We start from the raw sequence: 19,954 nt of genomic DNA on the forward strand, positions 1-19,954 counted from the left end.
TCAGCTGAAAGTACGGTCCTTTCTATTGTTGTAAGCTATTTCTGTTTTACTTACAGGACTCCATTGTTATGTGTACAACTTGTAAAAAGAGCTTTTAATTTGTGTAATACTTTTGATAATATCAAACATTGAGTGACATGTATGTGACAGTTTTATATAATAATGTCAAGGAGTTGGTGACAGTGAAAGTAAAATACATCGACAAACGTCACTGGCGTCGTCTGATTGAAAGAGATTATACTGAAGTTAAGGTGAATAATAATAAATTCAAAGGAATCATTGGCTTAATCACAATGAAGAAAGTAAAGGAACCTTTAAAAGTTTCTGTCGTCGGTAAAACCATGATAGTCGCAGATGATAACTATCAATGGCTTCAAATTGTACCGGATAAGAAACGTTACAGTATAACAGTGATGCTAGATGAAAAAGGCAACCCACTTGAATATTATTTTGATATCAATATTAAAAATATCACGCAAAAAGGTAAAGCACGCACAGTAGATTTATGCTTAGATGTTATTGTATTGCCTAATGGAGAATATGAGTTGGTTGACGAGGATGATTTATTACGAGCATTAGAAACAAAACAAATTTCGAAGAAACAATATCACGAAGCATACATCATTGCACATCAGTTAATGATGAAGATTGATCATGATTTTCCAAGTATGCAAGAAAATATCATGTATTGCTATAATAAGATTAAACATAAGTATTTAAACGATAAACATACGACGCATCATCACCGAGGATAACAGTCAGGAGAACCCAGCACACAGTGTGAAAGAGTGTTTGTATGAAAGGTACCATGCTGTCGCTGTCATAAGACTGCCGCATGGTTTTTATTTCATAGTAGAAAAGGATTGAAGGAAGTAGGAGGATAAAACGTGAAGATTGAGGATTACCGTTTGTTAATCACGTTAGATGAAACACGTACATTGCGTAAAGCAGCTGAAATTCTTTATATTTCTCAACCTGCTGTAACACAACGATTAAAGGCCATAGAAAGTGCCTTCGGCGTTGATATTTTTATTCGTACTAAGAAGCAGTTGATCACTACAACTGAAGGTGCAATGGTTATTGAACATGCGCGCGACATGTTGAAGCGCGAGCGTTTATTTTTTGATAAAATGCAAGCACATATGGGCGAAGTAAATGGCACTATCTCTATAGGGTGCTCTTCTTTAATCGGCCAAACTTTATTAACCCAAATACTTAGTCATTATAACGATCAATACCCCAATGTTGAAATTCAAGTAAAAGTAGGTTCTACTGATCATATAAAAGCACATCATCGTGATTATCACGTGATGATTATCCGTGGAAGCAAGATTTTGAATTTGAACAATCAGTATTTGTTTAATGATAAACATTATTTTATTTATCCTAAGGGTCAAAGAGATAAAGCACCAGAACTGCCGTTTATTGAGTTTCAAGCTGATCCGATTTATATTAATCAGATTAAAGAATGGTATGGTCGTAATTTAGGACGTGATTATCATGCGATGATATCCGTAGACCAAGTTGCGACTTGTAAAGAAATGTTAGTCGGCGGTGTAGGTGTAACTGTATTACCAGAAATTATGGTAAAAGATTTAGACACAGAACGCTTTGACTTTGAGCAAGTTGATATAGAAACACATCCGTTAGTGCGTTCAACCTATCTAAGTTACGATTCTAGTATGTTGCAATTGCCACAAGTGGAATCATTTGTAGAATTAGTCGTAAATGATATTGCGAAAGCTCCGCAGAATTAACTGATGTGTAAATAAGACATCCTAGCTAGGGTGTCTTTTTCTCTTGTGTGAAGATTTCTATATAGAAACGCTGCTTTTTGAAATTATATGCTGTTTTAATGGAAATCTTTGTACATCTATTCCAAAAGGTAAGAAAATTGATTAAACTAGAGATTATCTAAATAAGTTTTAAGAGAGGTTAGACTATGTTTGCAGCGTTACTGCACATTAAAAATTATAAATTATTCGTAGTTAATATGATGCTGGTCGGTATGGGGATTGCGATTACGATTCCTTATCTTGTTTTATTTGCGACAAATGAACTTGGTATGACAACTACTCAGTTCGGTGTCTTATTAGCACTAGCCGCAATCAGTCAGTTTACTGTTAATACCATTGTGGCACGTTTTTCTGACAGAGGGAATGTAAACCGTAAAGTCTTAATTATCGGTGCGCTGTTTATGGGCGCAATGAGTTTCGGTATTTACTTCTATGTTCATACAATCTGGCTGTATATTGCGTTATATGCTTTGTTCCAAGGTTTGTTCGCACCTGCAATGCCTCAACTTTATGCTTCAGCTCGTGAATCTATTAATGCATCCTCTTCACGCGGTCGTGCAAAATTTGCTAATACAGTATTACGTTCTATGTTCTCGTTCGGGTTTTTATTTGGTCCGTTAATCGGAGCTTTGTTAAATAAAAGTATGGGCTATGCCGGTTTGTTCGGCGGTACAGTAGTTATTTTATTATTTACACTGTTACTTCAAGTCTTCTTCTTTAAAGAAGTGAAAACGAATCGCCCGATTGAAGAGGGTACACATATCGAGCGTAAAGCCCCAAGTATGTTGACACACAAGAAATTAATCGTACCATTTGTTGCATTTATCTTACTGCATATTGGACAGTGGATGTACACGCTTAATATGCCTCTATTTGTGACGAATTATCTTCATGAGAGTGAAGACTATGTCGGAGTGCTTGCGAGCTTGTGTGCAGGATTAGAAGTGCCATTTATGATTATACTAGGTGTTTTGTCTGCGAAACTTGAAACAAGAACCTTATTGATATTCGGCGCATTGTTTGGTGCACTCTTCTTCTTCAGTATCGGAGTGTTTGATAACATTTATATGATGATGCTTGGGCAAGTCTTTTTAGCAATGTTTTTAGCGGTATTATTAGGGATTGGTATCAGTTACTTCCAAGACATCCTGCCTGATTTCCCGGGTTATTCTTCAACACTCTTTGCGAATGCGCTTGTAATAGGTCAACTATGTGGGAATTTACTTGGCGGTGTGATGAGTCAAATCGTAGGATTAGGGAATGTATTCTATGTATCCGCTGCTTCTTTAGCATTAGGAATGATTTTAATCTTCTTTACGAGAGAGCAGAAATTTATTGAATAAGAAAGAGGTTTACCATGCTAACAACAATTTTATGGCTATTGATTATTGCGTGTTTCGTTACCGCATTTATTGGTTTGATTAAACCTGTTATCCCATCAATGCCAATGATGTGGATTGGATTTTTAATTTATCAAATCGGTTTTCATAACGGAAAATTATCTTGGGTCTTTTATATCTCAATGATTATTTTAACAATCTTTATTTTTGTGGCTGATCTGATGATGAGCCAATACTTCACTAGACGCTTTGGCGGTTCTAAAGCAGGGGAAATCACAGCTTTAATCGGTGTGATTGTCGGTTGTTTTGTTTTCCCACCATTCGGTATTATTTTAGTTCCGTTAATCGCAGTGTTTATTGTAGAAATGGTATTAAGACGTGACCCAATGACTGCACTTAAAGCCAGTTTTGGTTCAGTTGTCGGCTTTTTAGCAAGCACTGCAGCTCAAGCCATGGTCATGATCATTATGGTCATTTGGTTCTTCTTAGCAATTTTAATTAACTAAATTATTGAGAAATAGTGCAAACACTAACAGCCTCAAAAGCAAAGATAATCCTGCTTTTGAGACTGTTTTTTAATTTATCATAAATAAGTATTGCTGTTTTTCTTCACAAAATGATGGTCGACATAAAACGCAATTGGCGTGATGATGAATGAGACAATAATAAATGTCCAATTACCAATATGGATGGACGGACCAAATGTAAGGTAAGATTGCGGGATATATAAGACATAAAATAACAGCGCAATTAAGCCGAAAATAACCGCATAAGTTAAAAGCCAAACCCAGTTAGACTTATTGAAAGCTTGTATTTGTACCGTTTTAAAAATCCACCATACGAATAAAAAGATGATAAATAATCCCATTAATACGATGATTGGGAATGTGAAATAATAGATAGGTTTTTCGCCTATGAAGAAGCCTATAAATCCTTTGAAGAACGCAAAAATACCAAGTAAAAACAAAATGTGATGCCAAATATATTTGAAAATATTTTGTACCGTTTCGTTTTTTAGTTTTTTAATCGTTTCTTTCGCATGCGCACGAGGATTATGATCAAAGAAATCCATGGCTAACATACCCTGGTTTTCTGATTTTAGCAGTTCTTTTAAAATACGATTCAACATTAATTCAGAATCATGAGGGTTGACGCGTAAATCAGCACGAATATAAGTCATATAGCTTTCGAAAATTTCGCGGTCTGTATTATTAAGATGCAACGCTTTTACGTTATTTTCGCGCATCAATTGTTCTGTAGATTTAGCCATTGCTTTTGCCCTCCGATTCATATTATACAATCAAGCATATTATGACTAAATTGCGCGCATAAATCAATGATTGAAGCAATATCTCGCTTTCTTTTTTTAGTGTATGCGTGGAAACTATGAGCGAAGCCGGATACATGGTAAAATATACATAGCAAATTGACGTTACATAGGCGTTGGATTCATGGTAAAAGGAGTTAAAGATACATGAAAAAAGTGATGATGGTGCTGTTAGCTTCAACTTTAATGTTAAGTGCTTGCGGTAAAAGTGACGAGAAGACAGCGCTTGAGAATGATATCAAACAACTAGAGAAAGAAAATAAACAGTTGAAAGATAAAAAAGAGAAGTTGGAAAAAGAACAAAAATCAGTGAAAGAACGTGTAGATAAGTTAGAAGATGAAGTGAAAGATAAAGTTGCGACAGAAAGAGCAAAACAACAATCTGAAGCAGAAGACAAAGCTAAAAAAGAACAAGAAGCTAAAGATAAAAAGGAAAAAGCAGCAAAAACGTCATCTAACACAACAAAAGAAAGTGATCAAAAATCACCCACACCGCATTCTGACAAGAAAGAAAACAAACCGTCTTAAGCGTTTGTTTGAAAAGTCAGAAGGGTATTAAATAGGTAATGGATAAACGAACTAAAGGAGTCGATTGAATCATGTACGAACAACAATTTTTTGAATTAGAAGGTAATAAGATGACTTTAAGAGAAGTCGGCAAAGCCATCGAAAAAATTACAGGCTACCAACATGATGCGCCTTCAGCACAAGTAAGACGCAGAGTTGCGCAAAAGCCTAATTTTGAATCAGATACAGATACATTTGAAGCAACTTATAAATTAAGTCATTTAGGCGATTTTGTTGACGTAGTATTTACAGCACCTAAAAGCGAACGTGATCGTTTACAAGAAGTGCCTGTAACTGTTCAATTAATCAGTTATAATACGCGTTCTGAATTTCCTCAAGCATAATCGCAACTATAAGTAATTTCGACAATCTTATAAAGTATACAAAAAGGCGCTTATAAGTGAAGTCATATCGCTTTGCATTACTATCATGATTAGAGAACACTTTACTAAAGTGCTTTTTTGTATATCGATTTTTTAGATAGAGCACAAGAGATTGAATGGGTGTACGAGGTGGAATCAAATGAGTGTATATTTGGAAACACAACGTTTAAAGTTAAGAGATTGGGAAGATAAAGATTTATTGCCATTTCAAAAAATGAATGCGAATCGACAAGTTCGCAGATTCTTCCCAAGTATATTAAGCTATCGCCGTTCTGAATTGGATATGCAGGCGATGCAGAAACAACTGAAACAATCAGGCATTGGTTTATTTGCGGTAGAATTGAAAGAAAGCGGAGAATGGATTGGCTTTATCGGATTGAATTATCTCCCTAAACGCAGTCAGTATCCATTTAAAGATCTGCCTTTCTTTGAAATTGGATGGCGTTTGATACCTGAGGTTTGGGACAATGGTATCGCAACAGAAGGGGCAAAAGCAGTGCTTGAATATGCCAAAGAAAAAGGTATCGAAGAAGTTTATAGTCTGACAGCCAAAACAAATATGGCTTCAAGAAGAGTGATGGAAAAAATCGGTATGACATATTTAGAAGACTATGAATTACCGAACGTGTCAGCAGAACATCCATTAAAAACACAAGTCAGATATTATAAAAAGCTGAATGAATAAAGCGAGAAACTCAAGGTGACGTTTCTCGCTTTTTGTTTTGAATGAACATAGGGTATGTTATTTAATCTAGAAGTGTTAATCATAAGTACGTGTACCGACAGAACGATAGTGTTCTAAACCGTCGAATAAATCATCTAAGTTATCATAAAGCGGAGCTAAGCCGCGATATTTATCATCAATAAAACCAGCTTCAATCATAGATTCAATGAGTTGTTGAAGCGGTTCGAAAAAATTGTTGATATTAAAAACTGCCATCGGTTTATCGTGGATACCGATTTGTGCCCAACTATATGTTTCAAAGAACTCTTCAAGTGAACCAGCGCCGCCAGGTGCTAAGATAAATGCATCGGCTAATTCACTCATTTTGGCTTTGCGACCATGAAGTGAATCTACTAACACTAAATCTGTTAAGCGTTGGCTCGTAATTTCTTTATCATCTAAGCTTTTCGGCATCACACCAATCGCTTCTCCACCGTTATCTAAGACGCCATTAGAAATTGCGCCCATTACACCGACAGAGCCGGCACCGTAGACTAAAGTATAACCATTTTCTGCCATGTATTTACCTAAGGCATAGCCTTGCTCCATATAAACTTTATCTTTCCCTCTGCTTGCGCCGCAAAATACTGCAATACGTTTTAATTTACTCATAAATGTCATCTCCTAAGAAGAAATCTGATTGATTACACGTTTAAATGCTTGCTCAAAATGATTGCGTGTCTCTTCTGAGAACTTTTTCGGACCTTTATGACGTCCTCTTTGACGTCTGGTTTGTGCATTCAAATAACGTTGTTCGAGTAAGGAATTAATATTCTTATCACTATATAGCATACCATTATGATGCATCACGTACTGTATTTTATTAATCAATAGGTTAGCTAAACCATAATCTTGTGTGACGACAATATCATTTGGCTTGGCTAATTGAACAATTTTATAATCCACTTGATCAGGACCATCATCGACGTAAACGACACGAACATGGTCAGGATAATCTCGCATTGAAAAGTGTGCATAACTACGTACCAACACAACAAAAATGCCTGTCCCTTCAGTCAATTGAATAATTGAATCTGTAACGGGACAAGCATCACCATCAATAATGACTTGTGTCATTTAGAGATTCGGCTTATTTTCATGTTTTTGAATCTCTGCGATGCGTTCTTCTTCGTTGGCACGTCTAGCTTCTTCTTCGGCTTTTAAACGTTGTTCAATGCGATCTTCTAAAATACGGTTCATGTCATAAGCTTCATCTTTATTTTCTTGTTCAAGTTCTTCACCTTTATTGTGAAGTTGTTTGTCAGATTGACCGCCTGGTACAAGTCCGACTTTTTTCTCGTATTTCTGAGCGTCTTTTAATTCTTTCACGAGACGTTTACGAGTTGCTTCTGAATCTTTATCTTCTTTTTTATGGCGTTTTTCAATGTTTTTCTCTAATTTCTTCGCCATTTTTTCAGCTTCTTTAGCGTTTTGTTTTTCTAATTTGTCACCTTTAGCTTTGATGCGTTCTGGGTCATTGGCTTTCGCTTCTTTTTTAGCTTGGCGTTTTTCTTCGATTTCTTGTTTCTTCTCGCTTACATATTGTTTAAGGTCAGAAGATTTATTAGAAACCGCTGACGCAGCTTTAGAAGATTTATCTGATACACCGCTCGCAAATTGTGAAGACTTGTCAGAAACACTTTGTCTTAAACCTGCGGTTTTATCATTCAATTTTTGTACATCAGGATGATCTTTGATGCGTTTTCTTTCCACAATTAAAGGTACAAGAATGATAGGTAATACCGTTAACAATGTTCTAATTAATCGTTTCTTCTCCATTTGAATGGCCTCCATTTATTAGTATATAACATTTAAATACCCCGACTGATTAGGGGATAAACGAATACCCTTGTATCATACATAACTTTTTCCATCGATTAAAGCATCAGTAATTGAAGGCATGAAAAAAACCAGCATTGAAATTCAATGCTGGTGAGTGTATCAATTAAATGCCTTTTCCGATTCCGAATCCGAAATAAAGGATTGCGATAAAGATAACTAAAATAATACGGTAAATCGCAAAAGGTACCAATTTAATACGGTTAATTAAGTTTAAGAATAAGCGGATAGATAATAATCCGAATAAGAATGCGGCAATAAAGCCGATTAAGTAAAACGGAATGTGATTTAAATGAATATATTCCATATGTTTTACCAATGATAAACCACTTGCGGCTAACATAACTGGTACAGCCATAATAAATGTGAAGTCAGAGGCAGCTTTATAGTTTAATTTCATTAATACCCCAGTTGAAATTGTTGAACCGCTTCGACTGAACCCTGGCCACATCGCAACCGCTTGTGATAAACCAATAATAAATGCTTGAACATAAGTAATTTGATCAAGGTGCTCACGGTGTGCATAACGACGGCTGAACTTTTGTGCGAAAATCATATAGAACGCACCTAATAAAAGTCCAATCATAACAGTCGGCACACTGAATAAGTATGTTTCGATTAAATCATCGAATAATAAACCTAAAACACCAGCAGGAATCATCCCTACTAAAACGTGCCAAATCGTTAGACGTTTGTGTTTAGATTGAGCCGTTCTGCTTAAAGTTTCTCCTTCAGTATGTTCCGTAGATGGTGCAGTATGTTTATACTTTCCAAGGCGGAACATTTCAAAATAACGGTTTCTAAATACCCACGCTGCCGCAAATACAGAACCTAACTGTATGACGATCTTAAAGGTGAATGCGGATTCTGATCCTAAGAAGCTCGTCGATTTCAGCCAGATGTCGTCTACAAGAATCATATGTCCTGTTGAGGATACAGGCGCAAATTCTGTCAAACCTTCGACAATCCCCAAAATCAGCGCTTTGAGTAATTCTAACAATAACATAGTGTACCTTCCTTATTTCAAAATATATTTTGTATGAATGTATGTAAATACCAGTTGAAACAACTTTTATGATAGCACATAAAAAAATCTTTGTGCTACTAATTCTCGTAGTAAATTGAAAGATAAGACTTAAGATGTAGGTCTTTCAAAAATTATGACAAAACTTTGAAGGTTAATTTCTTATTTGAAATTAATTTTGAGTCGAATAAATTGAAAATTCTACTTATATGTTTTAAGTTGAAGATAAGACATTTTTGACACAAATGACTATTAAGGACAAAGGACGTCCTGATATCTATTAATTAAAGATGAAACGACAGTAAAGCGGGTGGGACAAGTATGCATGACATACATACGTGTTCCACCTTTATTGTGTCAAAATTAATCGATGCCTGATTAAATAAAAAGGGTGAAAAAAGATGAAACATTTAATGCGTTACGCACTGAAATACAAGCAATATCCCATCGTCATGGGTATCATTTGTGCACTATTAGCTGTGATTGTAGTCGTACAAAATGTGACCATTGCGAAAGTGTTAGATAAAATGCTGATTCAGAATTCGCATCATTACCATATTTCAACATTATTGATGATTTTATTGGCCGCTTTATTATTACGTGCAGTATTGAATATGTCCAATCAATGGATGGGGACAGAACTCGCATATAAAGTGAAAGGCACACTGCGTCGTCGTATGGTAGATCATCACACGAAACAACCTGTCGGTGCTCAAATGAGTGTGATGACTGAAAGCATTGATGGAATTACGCCATTTTATCAAGATTACTTACCTCAAGTGTTTAAAGCAGTACTTGTACCTGTAGTGATTATTATTGCGATGTGTTTTATTCATTTGAATACTGCGATTATTATGATGGTGACAGCACCTTTTATTCCTGTGTTCTATATCATTTTCGGATTAAAAACACGTGATGAATCTAAGGAACAAATGACTTATTTAACACAATTCAGCCAGCGCTTCTTAAACTTAGCGCAAGGCTTAGTCACTTTAAAATTATTCAACCGTTCTAAACAAGCTGAACAAGCTATTTATCAAGAAAGCACACGCTTTAGAGATTTAACAATGAATATTTTACGCAGCGCCTTTTTATCTGGGTTGCTATTGGAATTTATCAGTTTGTTAGGTATTGGTTTAGTTGCGCTAGAAGCAGGGCTTGGTTTGGTACTCTTTCATAATCTTACTTTCGAAACAGCTGCGATTGCGATTATTTTAGCACCAGAGTTCTACAACTCTATTAAAGACCTTGGCCAAGCATTCCATACTGGTAAACAAAGTGAAGGAGCAGCAGATGTCGTATTCGATGCGCTTGATCAAGAAATGGATGACGCTACTTTAACCAAACAACACGTCAATCCTAAACAAGAGGCGTTGATTCAGTTGGAACATGTATCTTATCGTTATCCAGAAGCAGATAGAGCAGCAGTTAAAGATGTGAGCTTTAATATTTATGAAGGTGAACAGATTGCCTTAGTCGGTCCAAGCGGTGCAGGGAAGACGACACTTTCTGAATTGATTTTACAGCACAGACAACCGACAGATGGCTATGTTTCTTTTCAATCCGAATACTTAAAAATGGGTGTGTTAAGTCAACAACCTTATATTTTCAATGCGACAATTAAAGAAAATGTCTCAATGTTTGAAGCGGTTGAGGATGAAAAGGTGATTGAGGTGTTAGCAGCGGTTGGTTTAATGGAAAAAATCAATCAATTGCCTCAAGGTATTGAAACGTATATCGGAGAAGGCGGCGAGATGTTATCAGGCGGGCAAATGCGACGTATTGAATTATCGCGTGTATTGTTAGCACAACCAGAATTGGTTGTTTTTGATGAGCCAGCCACAGGTTTAGATGTTTGGACAGAGCGTACGATTCAAGAAGCACTGAATACTTATTTTAAAGGAAGTACCGTTATTATGATTGCACACCGTGAAAGTACAATTCGTATGGCACAACGTCGTATTTATATGGAAGGTGGCCATATGATTACAGATGATCAAGTCATTTCCACGCAAAGAGACAAAGGACGTGATAGACAATGAAACGACGCGGCATTCAATTTAAGTTAGATAAAGATTTAGCTTTAGCGATATTGTTTGGAGTTATCGGTAGTTTAGTCGCAATCGGTATGTTCTTTTTAAGTGGTTTAATGATTGCGCAAGCTGCGAAAAATGTACCGTTATATGGTTTGATTGTCTTAGTGGTCAGCGTGAAAATGTTTGGGATTATCCGTGCGATTATGCGTTATTTTGAACGTTTATACTCACATCGAACAACTTTCACGATGTTAAGAGACGTCAGAACACAATTCTTCAAAGGCTTGATTCAAGTTGTACCGGATATTTATCGTAAATTTAAATCCAGTGATTTGATTGCACGAATGGTATCACGCGTTGAAGCGTTACAGAATATTTATTTACGCGTTTATTATCCGCCAGTGGTCATTGGTATCACGGCAGCTATTACGATATTAACCTTGTGGTTCTTTTCTTGGATGCATGCCGTCTTATTATTAGTCAGTATGCTGATTTCATTAGGTGTCTTACCTTGGATTTCTGCGAAGCGTGCACAATTATTGAACGCACGAGCAGCTCAAGATGAATCATCATTTTTAAGCCGCTTCTACGACTATAAAGAAGGCTATGAAGAACTAGCACGATTCAAACAATTAAAACCCTATCATCAATCTGTACTTAAGGCACTCTCTAAATACAGCCATCAACAACGTAATGAACAACGTTTCTTAACGCTTTATGAATTTATGTTAGATTTAGTTTCTATGTTGGCCTTGTTCTTTTGTGTTTGGTTAGGTGTCATACAAGTTCAAAATGGACAATTAGATGTCATCTATTTAACAAGTATTGTATTGATGTTGTTGACGTTATTTGAACAAGCAGTAACGATGAGTAATGTGGCTTACTTTAAAGCAGATACAGACCAAGCATTAGTAGAAATTGAAGAGGTCTTGCAAGAAGTGCCAGAAACACCTGAAAGTTCAAAACAAGTGAATAATACGCAGATACTAGCAGTTGATGATGTGACTTTCCAATATGAACATCAAGTTACAAAGGTATTAGAACACATTCAATTAGATATCCAGCCTGGTGAAAAGCTTGCGATTATCGGACCTTCAGGTTCAGGTAAGAGTACTTTACTGCAAGTGCTGGCTGGTTTATATCAAACAACACAAGGTTCTGTTACTTATCAAGGTCAATCAGTATATGAGATGTCTGAAGCGTCTAAAGCAGAGACGTTTAATGTCTTATTGCAGCACCAACAACTCTTTGATGGTACAGTGCGTGATAATTTATTATCAGATTACAGTGATAATGAAATGCGTGCTGTCTTAGATGACTTAGGTTTAGCGTATATTGATTTAGACTATGAAATTACCATGAGTGGGGAAGGACTATCAGGTGGAGAATTGCAGCGGATTTGTCTTGCGAGATTATTCTTAAGAACAGCACCTGTTTGGCTGATAGACGAACCGACACGTGCATTAGATTGGCATAATAGTCATCGTGTGATGCAACGTCTCTTTAATGAAAGTGAGACGCTTATTGTCGCAACGCATGATTTAGAATTGTTACCTCAATTTGATCGCATTATCGTCATGATTGAAGGTCAAATTATTGAAAGTGGCACTTATGATAGTTTGCTTCAACAACACGGTGCACTTTATGACATGGTGACTTTAAACCGATAAGACTATGTATTTACTCAAAAGATAAGCACACTAAATCCAATACTGAGAAGTAAAATGAAGAAATAGAAAAAGCGGTTGAGACCTCTATGACAGAAGTCTCAACCGCTTTGTTTTTGCTTTATTTAAAAGTGAAAAAACTAAAAATGCAAGTTATCACTCTAATTTTAATGGCATTCGAAATTATGAGTTTTGCTTAGTTAAAGAATCAATCAGTTTATCTAATAAACGATTCAATTCTTTTTCTTCTTTTTTGTTTAATCCTGAGATATCGCCTAAGTGGTTACAAGCACCGCCTAGATCTTCTTCGATTGCTTCGCTCTTTTCAGTTAAGTGAACAAACACTTCACGTTGATCGACTTCAGAACGTTCTCTTTTGATTAAATCTACTTGTTCCATTCTTTTTAAAAGTGGGGATACTGTACCAGTATCTAATGCAAGTTCAGTAACGACTTTCTTCACATTAACTGGTGATTCTTCCCATAAAATTGTTAATACTAAAAACTGCGGGTAAGTTAATTTGTACTTCTTAAAAACGTTATTTGAATAGTAGCGATTTACTTGTCTTTGAGCGTTGTACAAACTAAAGCATAAACGTCCGCCTAAATTAAGTTTTTCAGTCATAAGTTCTCCTCCAGACATTCTATCCGTTATATTTTTCTGTGTACCGGAATTCGTTCCGTCTTGTTGTGAAAGTTTGAGCAGTGACAAAAATGGAAATTTTATCTATTTTGTCGACTCCTCACAAGCCATGTTAAAATTAAAGCATGCATTGATTTTAGAAGATATCTTGCATTAAATCAAGTTGTAACATAATATAATATGTCCATTAATGATTGTACCATTAAGTCCTTTAGAAATGAGTGTTAAAAATGGAACGAAATAATAATAGTAAATTATCTATTTGTATTGTAACAGGTTTTCTAGGAAGCGGTAAAACGTCTTTCCTTAAATATTATACTGAGCAATTATTAAAAAGAGATGAGAAAATCACTGTAATTATGAACGAATTTGGTGATTTCGATGTCGATAGTAAAATTTTAGGAGATAAAGTTCAAACGATTTCCTTGCAGAACGGATGTGTCTGTTGTGATTTACAACAAGACCTTATCGCGCAACTATCAGCAATAATCAATCAAAATCAGTCACAATTCGTTATTATTGAAGCCACAGGGATTGCACATCCACTTCAACTCATCCAAGCTTGCTATGATCCATTGCTTACTGACTATGTTAATCCGCCGCTTGTGGTCGGTTTAGTTGATGCACCTAGATTTTTACATCGTGCGGATTATTCTGAATCAACGCAAGCATTGATGGAAGAACAGCTTGCAGTCAGTCAAACGCTGATTGTCAATAAGACAGATTTAATCAGCCAAGATGAGCAGCAAGTGCTGATCGAAGCTTTAAAACAAATCAATTCGAATGATGCCATCTATTTTACAACCTATGGTCAAGTCAATATTGATGAATTGCAGGCATTAGAGCCAGTCAATATGAAGCCAAAACACCAACATTTACATCACCATGGTATCAGCTCAATTGCGTATACCTTTACTTCGCCTATAGATAGACAAATGTTTTACCAGTTTATCTTACGTTTGCCAGACAACGTCTATCGTTTGAAAGGTTATGTAAGATTCAGAGATGCACCAGAAACAACGTATTTATTCCAATTCGCCAATGGGCTGCCAGATTACGAGCCGATTCAAGATGAGGTGCAAAAGACTATTGTATTGATTGGTGAACAACTCGATAAAGAGCGTTTACGCAATCAATTAGATGCATTGCAGTTCACTTGAAAATTGACGTGCATATCAAGGTAACACTATAATGAATACAACGTTTAATAGTACAAGGAATTTGTAGGGAATACAATACTAAAATATTTTAATCCATTATGCATCCCTACTACACTATAGTGAACCTCATTTTTAAATTTAGCAAGCGCTAACATAAGTTGTAATAAAAATGAAATGAGTGAGAGGGGTAAACGCAATGGATCGTGTTAAAATCAATCGTAACGTAACTTATTCAAAAATGATTCAAGGTTTTTGGAGATTAAATGATTGGCAGATGACAACCCAAGACTTAAACCGTTATTTGCACCAGTTAGTCGAATTAGGTGTAACGACAATGGACCATGCAGATATTTATGGTGATTATCGTTGTGAACAGTTATTCGGAGAAGCATTGGCTTTGTCACCTGAACTCAGAGACCAAATTGAATTAGTTTCGAAATGCGGTATTATCTTGCCGACCGATCAATTCGCACAATTTGATGGCCATCGTTACGATTTAAGCAAACAACATATTGTAGAAGCGGTGAACCGTTCATTGCAGAATCTACAAACAGACACACTTGATACGTTGTTGATTCATCGTCCATCTCCGCTCATGGATCCAAATGAAGTCAGAGATGCACTTGATGTTTTAGTAGAAGCAGGTAAAATTAAATCATTCGGTGTTTCTAACTTTAATAACACACAGTATGATTTGCTGAACCAAGGTATTAAATCACATAAACTGCATATCGCAGTGAATCAACTAGAAGTTTCACCGTATCATGCAGCACCTATTTATGATGGAACAATTGATCATATGTATCGAGATGACGTTAAGATTATGGCATGGAGTCCGCTTGCAGGCGGTAAATTACTGAATGTAGAAGATGCTAAATCTAAACGTGTCATGTCTATCATCAGCCCACTTGCTTATAAATATAATGTGGCTCCAGCCAGTATTGTCACAGCGTGGTTGGTGAAACATCCAGCTACGATAATGCCAATCATGGGTACAAGTCAAATTGAACGTATGCACGATGCGGTAAAAGGGTTAGAACTGACTTTAACAGATCAAGAATGGTTTGATATTTATGTTGCAGTCTTAGGTCAAGACATCCCTTGATAAGTGAAATAAAGGAGAATAAGAAATGAATTCAGAAGAACAATCACGTGCGCGCATGCGCTTTGAACGTAACCTTATCGTCTTTCCATATATTATTTTTGCGATTATCGTCTTTTTCTTTACAACGATTTTTTCAGCACCAACTGTTGTACTGACATTATTCGGTATTTTCTTTATCTATAACGCAGTGTTATTATTCGTTGCGTTTATTAAGCATTACACACGTACGATGATTTTATTATTAGTGTTAACAATCTTCGTCGGTCTCATGTTTACCATCTCAGCAACTGCGCAATTTGCGGGCAGATACTAAGCAATTAAATAAGTAAAATAACTCCCTCTATAAGTGTTTTTCAACACTCTATATAGAGGGAGTTTTATATTGTCATAAAGAATTCAAAAGAAATGAAAACGTTTTCTTTATTAATAGGACTAGCTTTGATATTCTTAAAGTAAATAAGAATGTATAAAGAAAAATAAATTCGTATTGAGGGGGATTCAAGATGGGGAAAAGAAAAGTCGCAATTATTGGTGCAGGTCATACAGGTGCAACCTTAGCATTTATGTTAGCTGAAAAAACTTTAGCAGATGTGGTGTTATTAGATAAACCTGAAAATGAAAAGCCAGCACGCGGCAAAGCGTTGGATATTTCGGAAAGCGGACCGATTTTCAATTTCAACAACAAAATTAAAGGGACATCTGATTATCAAGATATTACTGGTTCAGATATTGTGGTGATCACTGCAGGTGTCGCACGTAAACCTGGGATGAGTCGTGATGATTTGATTCAAATTAATGAATCGGTAATGGCACAAGTGACAGAGGGTATTAAAACTTATGCGCCGGACAGCACGATTATCGTGTTGACGAATCCTGTGGATGCGATGACATATGCAGTATATAAATTGTCAGGTTTCCCTAAAAATCGTGTGTTAGGGCAATCAGGTATTTTAGATACAGCACGTTATCGTACATTTATCGCAGAAGCATTAGATGTTGCGCGTACGGACGTTTCAGGATTAGTACTAGGTGGCCACGGAGATACAATGGTACCGTTATTAAGTACGACTACAGTAGGTGGTGTGCCAATCACTGAACTATTGGAACAAGATAAAATCGATGCGATTGTGGACCGTACGCGTAAAGGCGGAGCTGAAATTGTCGGCTTGCTTGGCAACGGTTCAGCTTATTATGCGCCAGCCGCTGCGATTTTTGAAATGGCTGCAGCGATACTTAAAGACGAAAGACGTGTATTACCTGCAATTACGTATTTAGAAGGCGAATATGGCTTTAATGATATTTGTTTAGGTGTTCCGACATTAATCGGTGAAAATGGTGTCGAACAAGTCATTGAAACAAAACTTTCTGATGATGAAAAAGCACAGTTAAAAGCTTCAGCAGATGCGGTAGAAGAAGTAAAAAGTGCTTTAAAATATTCATAAACTATGTGGTAAAGTAAATTATTATATATTGGAACAGGAGACGGACGATTCTAAAGCGTTCGTCTCTTTTTTGTACTTTCTCGTTTTATTGTGAAAAAATCTACAAATTTTCGAATAACCCTCTTTTTGTAACCGCATTCTTGTTATAATGGACTTGAAAATGATTAAATATTTCGAAAAATGGTGAACGCATGTATGGGACTGGATAAGCGTACCGTCTTTTCAAATATTTAAAATACGTACTTCTTGAGTACACTAAGCAAATAAGGGAGGAAATCAATATGGCAAGAAAGGAAGCATCAGTGAAATCTGACAAGAAGCAAAAGGGTGTGAAGCCGCTATGGATTATCATCAGTTTTATCGTATTGATAGCGATTGTGTTGATACCAGTGAGCGGTATTCCGGTAATGGCTAAAATGTCACTTGCGATTTTAGCCTTTGCGGTCATTATGTGGGTGACGGAAGCGGTCTCTTATCCAGTATCCTCAACGATGATTGTAGCTTTGATCATACTATTATTAGGATTTAGTCCTGTACAAGATTTAGCAGAAAAACTAGGGAACCCTAAAGCAAATGGTGCCGCTTTACATGGTGCGGATTTATTCGGAACAGGCAATGCTTTGAAGTTAGCATTCAGTGGTTTCTCAACTTCAGCAGTTGCTTTAGTAGCAGCAGCACTATTCTTAGCAGCTGCCATGCAGATTACTAATTTGCATAAACGTTTAGCATTATTGGTCTTATCGATTGTGGGTAATAAGACCAACCGCATTGTGGCGGGTGCAATTATAGTATCTATTATTTTAGCGTTCTTCGTACCATCTGCGACAGCGCGTGCCGGTGCAGTTGTTCCTATTTTGTTAGGGATGATTGCGGCGTTTAAAGCTTCTAAAGAAAGTAAGCTTGCAGGTTTATTAATTATCACTGCAGTACAAGCAGTATCTATTTGGAATATCGGTATTAAGACAGCAGCTGCTCAAAATATCGTTGCAGTCAATTTTATCAACCAAAGTTTTGGTCATGATATTTCATGGGGACAATGGTTCTTATATGCAGCACCTTGGTCTATTTTAATGTCGATTGCACTTTACTTCATTATGTTGAAAGTTATGCCGCCAGAACAAAAAGAAGTGAAGGGCGGTAAAGAATTAATTCAGAAAGAATTAAATAAATTAGGCCCAGTGTCACCACGTGAGTGGCGTTTGATTGTGATTTCTGTTTTATTATTATTATTCTGGTCAACTGAGAAAATATTACATCCGATTGATTCATCTTCAATCACTTTAGTTGCGATGGCAATTATGTTAACACCTAAAATTGGTGTGATGAGTTGGAAAGAAGCGGAGAAACATATTCCATGGGGAACAATTATTGTCTTTGGTATTGGTATCTCACTCGGAAACGTATTATTAAATACTGGCGGTGCGCAGTGGTTAAGTGATAAGACGTTCGGTTTAATGGGCTTACAACATTTACCATTGATTGCGACAATCGCATTGATTACTTTATTTAATATCTTAATTCATTTAGGTTTCGCAAGTGCAACAAGTTTATCTTCTGCTTTGATTCCAGTCTTTATTTCTTTAACGGCAACATTACATTTAGGCGATCAAAGCATCGGCTTTGTGTTGATCCAACAATTTGTAATTAGTTTCGGTTTCTTATTACCAGTAAGTGCACCACAAAACATGTTAGCTTATGGTTCAGGTACATTTACAGTTAAAGACTTCTTGAAAGCAGGTATTCCATTAACAGTAGTAGGTTATATCTTGATTCTGATCTTCAGTTTCACATACTGGAAATGGTTAGGTTTAATATAAAATCATAATGAATTCAAAAAGACGATGGCATCAAGTCCATCGTCTTTTCTTTAGAAATAACATGTAGGTTTTAGTATTGCCATACAAAGAAACACACATAAAGTGCTATATATTCTACGAACGTTAAAAGATACATATATTTCAAACGTAGCTTTACATTGAATGGTACTTCCCAATTCGGATACTTTTGTTCAAAATAAGCAATTTGAAGCAAGTAGATACCGATACCTAATGGCAGTAGCATTAAACCGATACTGACAAGAAATGAAAAACCAATTTCATGGATAAAGTGTCCGATAATCAATTGGATAACTATCAGTACCGCAATAAATACAAGAAGTTGCATTGTCATTTTGCCATGCGCACTCCTTTCACCATGATCAATATCATTGCTTGTAGCAAGGTCATAACGAATAAGAAGAAAAGACCTTTCGCGTCTAAGAATTGAACAACATCTCTGATAATAGAAAGTGGTTGAGTGACTAAGTAGACACTATGGAATCTCAAGAATCGTCCCATCGCAATTCCTAAACTATTCGCAAACATTAAGCCAATGACGATAATGTAATTGAATAAAGGTTTATTGGTTAAATGGAATAACTCAATGTTAATCAAAATATAACAATAAACTGCAAAACAGACGCCACCGACTAAGAAGGTAAAGTACAACCATTCTATAGGTCTGACCCCTTCCATAATCGTAAATGCAAATTGGTTAAGATGGATAAGGTCTGTCACCATATAAAAGGTATTCGGGAAGATTAAGACAAAGATTGCTGCGAAAACAATAAATAGCGGCCATTCGAAACGTCGCTTCGGTATAAATAGCTTAAGTAACCAAACGAGTTCGAAAGGAATATATGCTAAGAATAAGTTTAATGCCATGAATTGGTAAAATTGATTTAAAGGCAATGTCAGCAGCATTAATATCACAAATAATATGCGTGCAATATAACGTGATTGCATTTCAAAGTCCTCTCTTTAAACATCCCTGTTAACGGATTGATTATCTGAAAACAACAATACTCGTGTTTCAGACGTATTTAGATGAATATATTACAGGTTTTCAACCTAGATATCAATTA

Annotated in this window: 22 protein-coding genes; 14 read left to right on the forward strand and 8 right to left on the reverse strand. The window is 36.1% G+C overall.

Annotated elements, in window-relative coordinates; genetic code table 11:
• The first annotated feature begins 182 nt into the window (after positions 1–182).
• From HMPREF3270_RS01920 to HMPREF3270_RS01935, 4 genes are all read left to right on the forward strand, one after another.
• The gene (locus HMPREF3270_RS01920; RefSeq protein WP_002481462.1) at positions 183–755 is read left to right on the forward strand and encodes a ribonuclease FAU-1 family protein; all 573 of its coding nucleotides are present in this window, start codon (positions 183–185) and stop codon (positions 753–755) included.
• A 132-nt stretch (positions 756–887) separates the two neighbouring features.
• Positions 888–1,757 carry a LysR family transcriptional regulator gene (locus HMPREF3270_RS01925; RefSeq protein ID WP_070848302.1) on the forward strand — a complete coding sequence of 290 codons (870 nt, stop codon included), beginning with the start codon at positions 888–890 and terminating at the stop codon, positions 1,755–1,757.
• 185 nt (positions 1,758–1,942) lie between these two features.
• Positions 1,943–3,139 carry a sugar efflux transporter gene (locus HMPREF3270_RS01930; RefSeq protein ID WP_070848301.1) on the forward strand — a complete coding sequence of 399 codons (1,197 nt, stop codon included), beginning with the start codon at positions 1,943–1,945 and terminating at the stop codon, positions 3,137–3,139.
• A 14-nt stretch (positions 3,140–3,153) separates the two neighbouring features.
• Positions 3,154–3,642: a DUF456 domain-containing protein gene (locus HMPREF3270_RS01935; RefSeq protein WP_070848300.1), complete on the forward strand. Its 489-nt coding sequence runs from the start codon at positions 3,154–3,156 to the stop codon at positions 3,640–3,642.
• 77 nt (positions 3,643–3,719) lie between these two features.
• On the opposite strand, the gene HMPREF3270_RS01940 is transcribed toward HMPREF3270_RS01935, so the two are convergent.
• Positions 3,720–4,406 (reverse strand): DUF1129 family protein, encoded by a 687-nt coding sequence (locus HMPREF3270_RS01940; protein WP_002481466.1) that lies wholly within the window; start codon positions 4,404–4,406, stop codon positions 3,720–3,722.
• A 204-nt stretch (positions 4,407–4,610) separates the two neighbouring features.
• Here HMPREF3270_RS01940 and HMPREF3270_RS01945 point away from each other — a divergent pair, with 204 nt between their 5' ends.
• The 3 genes from HMPREF3270_RS01945 (at position 4,611) to HMPREF3270_RS01955 (ending at position 6,098) form a co-directional block, all read left to right on the forward strand.
• Complete coding sequence (locus HMPREF3270_RS01945) at positions 4,611–4,991, forward strand: SA0632 family lipoprotein (protein WP_070848299.1); 381 nt, start codon at positions 4,611–4,613, stop codon at positions 4,989–4,991.
• A gap of 71 nt (positions 4,992–5,062) precedes the next feature.
• Positions 5,063–5,374 carry a hypothetical protein gene (locus HMPREF3270_RS01950; protein WP_023015425.1) on the forward strand — a complete coding sequence of 104 codons (312 nt, stop codon included), beginning with the start codon at positions 5,063–5,065 and terminating at the stop codon, positions 5,372–5,374.
• 178 nt (positions 5,375–5,552) lie between these two features.
• Entirely contained in the window at positions 5,553–6,098 is a 546-nt protein-coding gene (locus HMPREF3270_RS01955; protein ID WP_070848298.1) for a GNAT family N-acetyltransferase, read from the forward strand.
• Positions 6,099–6,173: 75 nt separating this feature from the next.
• Here the strand turns inward: HMPREF3270_RS01955 and HMPREF3270_RS01960 are convergent, their stop codons facing one another.
• The 4 genes from HMPREF3270_RS01960 to HMPREF3270_RS01975 form a co-directional block, all read right to left on the reverse strand.
• Entirely contained in the window at positions 6,174–6,749 is a 576-nt protein-coding gene (locus HMPREF3270_RS01960; RefSeq protein ID WP_002481470.1) for an LOG family protein, read from the reverse strand.
• A gap of 12 nt (positions 6,750–6,761) precedes the next feature.
• Positions 6,762–7,214 carry a YaiI/YqxD family protein gene (locus HMPREF3270_RS01965; RefSeq protein ID WP_070848297.1) on the reverse strand — a complete coding sequence of 151 codons (453 nt, stop codon included), beginning with the start codon at positions 7,212–7,214 and terminating at the stop codon, positions 6,762–6,764.
• Positions 7,215–7,916 (reverse strand): hypothetical protein, encoded by a 702-nt coding sequence (locus HMPREF3270_RS01970; protein WP_057510181.1) that lies wholly within the window; start codon positions 7,914–7,916, stop codon positions 7,215–7,217.
• Positions 7,917–8,082: 166 nt separating this feature from the next.
• Entirely contained in the window at positions 8,083–8,982 is a 900-nt protein-coding gene (locus HMPREF3270_RS01975) for an undecaprenyl-diphosphate phosphatase (RefSeq protein ID WP_002481473.1), read from the reverse strand.
• Positions 8,983–9,401: 419 nt separating this feature from the next.
• Between HMPREF3270_RS01975 and HMPREF3270_RS01980 the strand changes: the two genes are divergently transcribed.
• Together HMPREF3270_RS01980 and cydC are read left to right on the forward strand one after the other, a co-directional pair.
• Entirely contained in the window at positions 9,402–11,042 is a 1,641-nt protein-coding gene (locus HMPREF3270_RS01980) for an ABC transporter ATP-binding protein/permease (protein ID WP_070867153.1), read from the forward strand.
• The gene (gene cydC / locus HMPREF3270_RS01985; RefSeq protein ID WP_070848295.1) at positions 11,039–12,706 is read left to right on the forward strand and encodes a thiol reductant ABC exporter subunit CydC; all 1,668 of its coding nucleotides are present in this window, start codon (positions 11,039–11,041) and stop codon (positions 12,704–12,706) included. Before HMPREF3270_RS01980 ends, cydC begins: the two co-directional genes overlap by 4 nt.
• 180 nt (positions 12,707–12,886) lie before the next feature.
• On the opposite strand, the gene HMPREF3270_RS01990 is transcribed toward cydC, so the two are convergent.
• Positions 12,887–13,327, reverse strand: coding sequence for a MarR family winged helix-turn-helix transcriptional regulator (locus tag HMPREF3270_RS01990; RefSeq protein ID WP_023015420.1), 441 nt, complete (start codon positions 13,325–13,327; stop codon positions 12,887–12,889).
• Between the two features lie 248 nt (positions 13,328–13,575).
• Between HMPREF3270_RS01990 and HMPREF3270_RS01995 the strand changes: the two genes are divergently transcribed.
• The 5 genes from HMPREF3270_RS01995 (at position 13,576) to HMPREF3270_RS02015 (ending at position 18,869) form a co-directional block, all read left to right on the forward strand.
• Complete coding sequence (locus HMPREF3270_RS01995; protein ID WP_002481478.1) at positions 13,576–14,505, forward strand: CobW family GTP-binding protein; 930 nt, start codon at positions 13,576–13,578, stop codon at positions 14,503–14,505.
• A 196-nt stretch (positions 14,506–14,701) separates the two neighbouring features.
• Positions 14,702–15,610 (forward strand): aldo/keto reductase, encoded by a 909-nt coding sequence (locus tag HMPREF3270_RS02000; protein WP_002481479.1) that lies wholly within the window; start codon positions 14,702–14,704, stop codon positions 15,608–15,610.
• A gap of 25 nt (positions 15,611–15,635) precedes the next feature.
• Positions 15,636–15,923, forward strand: coding sequence for a hypothetical protein (locus tag HMPREF3270_RS02005; protein WP_002481480.1), 288 nt, complete (start codon positions 15,636–15,638; stop codon positions 15,921–15,923).
• A gap of 190 nt (positions 15,924–16,113) precedes the next feature.
• The gene (mdh, locus tag HMPREF3270_RS02010) at positions 16,114–17,052 is read left to right on the forward strand and encodes a malate dehydrogenase (RefSeq protein ID WP_002481481.1); all 939 of its coding nucleotides are present in this window, start codon (positions 16,114–16,116) and stop codon (positions 17,050–17,052) included.
• A 281-nt stretch (positions 17,053–17,333) separates the two neighbouring features.
• Positions 17,334–18,869, forward strand: coding sequence for an SLC13 family permease (locus tag HMPREF3270_RS02015; protein WP_002481482.1), 1,536 nt, complete (start codon positions 17,334–17,336; stop codon positions 18,867–18,869).
• A gap of 70 nt (positions 18,870–18,939) precedes the next feature.
• Here the strand turns inward: HMPREF3270_RS02015 and HMPREF3270_RS02020 are convergent, their stop codons facing one another.
• Both HMPREF3270_RS02020 and HMPREF3270_RS02025 read right to left on the reverse strand, forming a co-directional pair.
• Positions 18,940–19,221, reverse strand: coding sequence for a hypothetical protein (locus HMPREF3270_RS02020; protein ID WP_002481483.1), 282 nt, complete (start codon positions 19,219–19,221; stop codon positions 18,940–18,942).
• Complete coding sequence (locus HMPREF3270_RS02025; protein ID WP_002481484.1) at positions 19,218–19,835, reverse strand: DUF1361 domain-containing protein; 618 nt, start codon at positions 19,833–19,835, stop codon at positions 19,218–19,220. The genes HMPREF3270_RS02020 and HMPREF3270_RS02025 overlap by 4 nt, the downstream gene beginning before the upstream one ends.
• Between the last annotated feature and the right edge of the window lie 119 nt (positions 19,836–19,954).

It is taken from the genome of Staphylococcus sp. HMSC65H10, assembly GCF_001839185.1.
Lineage (GTDB): Bacteria > Bacillota > Bacilli > Staphylococcales > Staphylococcaceae > Staphylococcus > Staphylococcus simulans.